This window comes from Pseudomonas sp. JV245A, from assembly GCF_032424515.1.
Lineage (GTDB): Bacteria > Pseudomonadota > Gammaproteobacteria > Pseudomonadales > Pseudomonadaceae > Aquipseudomonas > Aquipseudomonas protegens.
The window spans coordinates 1-1,405 of sequence record NZ_VYKE01000371.1; the positions used below are offsets into that span (position 1 = coordinate 1).

The window sequence follows — 1,405 nt, forward strand, 5'->3', positions numbered from 1 at the left end:
TCGCCCAGGCCGCGCGCCTGGTGGGCATGGGTGCCAGCGTCGACGAGCTGACCCAGTCCTGCGGCCTCACCCAGGCCGAAGCGGAGCTGGTCAGCAAGCTGCACAAAGGCTGATGTAGCCGCGAACGCCCGCTGCAAAAAGGCCCCTGGGGCCCTCATGCGGCCGGGCTGTATCAGTAATCGTCGCCGCGTTCGGTGACGTCCTTCTCCAGTTCCGCCCGTTGCGGATCATGCCCCGCCGGGAACTTGCCCTTGAGGTTCCAGGCGAAGGCGATGATCTCGGCGATGGTCCGGTACAGCTCCGGCGGAATGCTCTCGCCCAGTTCCAGTCGCGCCAGTAGCTTCACCAGCTCGGCGTTCTCGTAGATCGGTACTTCATAGTCCCGGGCAATCTTCAGGATGGCTTCGGCCAGTTCGTCATCGCCCTTGGCGGTGAGGGTCGGAGCTTGCTGGCCATCGTATTTAAGGGCGATGGCCTGGCGTGGTGGCGGAGAGTGCTTCATGCGGTTTCGTCCACCCAGCGTTGTTCCAATCGGGTTTGCGGGCCCTGGGGCGGAGTGCCGAGGTGGCAATCCAGGTCGCCGACATTCAGTCCCGAGGCCAGCAGGCGTTCGCGCAGGTTGCCCAGGTGGCTTTCAATCAGGCTCGCCGTATAGGGGCGCTCGGCCCAGAGCTGGCTGGACAGCCGGCCCTGGATCAGCTGTGCCTGGACTTGCAGCGGGCCCAGAGGCTCCAGGTCGAAGGCCAGGTCGACCCGCCACAGGGCCTGCTTGGGCTCACGTTCCTCGCGTTTGTGTTCCGGCTCCGGTTCCGGCGCCTCTTCGCGCTGCAGCTTGACCTGCAAGGGCACGATGTCCTGCAGGTTGCGCATGGGGATTTCCAACTGCCAGGTACTCAACAGCCGGCCATCGTCGGTCAGGCCGCTTTGCTCCAGGCTCGACAGTTGATGGCTCTGCAAACGCGATACGGCCGCGGCGGCCAGGCGCAGCAGTTGTTCCAGGTCACCTTCGCCTTCCAGGCTCTGCAGCAACCGTTCCGGCAATGGAAAGCCGGTGGGCGAAGCCTTGGCGCTGACCTGGCCGAGGGTACCCAGGGCGCTGCGCACGAAGCTGGGCAGCGACTGGGCCAGGGTGTTGGCGGCCAGGATGGCGTTGAAGCTGGTGGAGGAGGGCAGGCCCGGGGTCAGCTGGGCGATCAGGCGCAACAGGTCGGCCTTCATGTCCGGCACCTGCCCCGGGTTGGCCCCGGCCAGCAGCCGGGCTTCCAGGAACAGGCCGCTGCCCAGCAAGGCCTGGGCCACGCCGCGCGGGTTGCTCAGTTGCTGCACGTCGGGCAGGCCGGCCAGCAGACGCTCGACGGCGGCGCGCAGGTCAGTGGAGGTGGTCGAGGGGTCACTGTCGGCGGGC

Annotated in this window: 3 protein-coding genes; 1 reads left to right on the forward strand and 2 read right to left on the reverse strand. The window is 67.0% G+C overall.

Annotated features, from left to right (window positions below; genetic code table 11):
- Positions 1-113: DUF2802 domain-containing protein (locus tag F6S12_RS31715; RefSeq protein ID WP_315869856.1), on the forward strand; the 113-nt coding region annotated here is incomplete at its 5' end.
- 59 nt (positions 114-172) lie between these two features.
- Here F6S12_RS31715 and F6S12_RS31720 read toward each other — a convergent pair.
- Together F6S12_RS31720 and F6S12_RS31725 are read right to left on the reverse strand one after the other, a co-directional pair.
- Complete coding sequence (locus F6S12_RS31720) at positions 173-502, reverse strand: EscU/YscU/HrcU family type III secretion system export apparatus switch protein (RefSeq protein WP_011060013.1); 330 nt, start codon at positions 500-502, stop codon at positions 173-175.
- Positions 499-1,405, reverse strand: a 907-nt coding sequence (locus F6S12_RS31725; protein WP_315869855.1) for a flagellar hook-length control protein FliK, incomplete at its 5' end; no start/stop codon positions are given. The genes F6S12_RS31725 and F6S12_RS31720, both read right to left, overlap by 4 nt.

Bases quoted from the DNA above. Each gene is read 5' to 3' on its own strand.
- F6S12_RS31720 (WP_011060013.1), bottom strand. From the start codon at position 502: ATGAAGCACTCTCCGCCACCACGCCAGGCCATCGCCCTTAAATACGAT.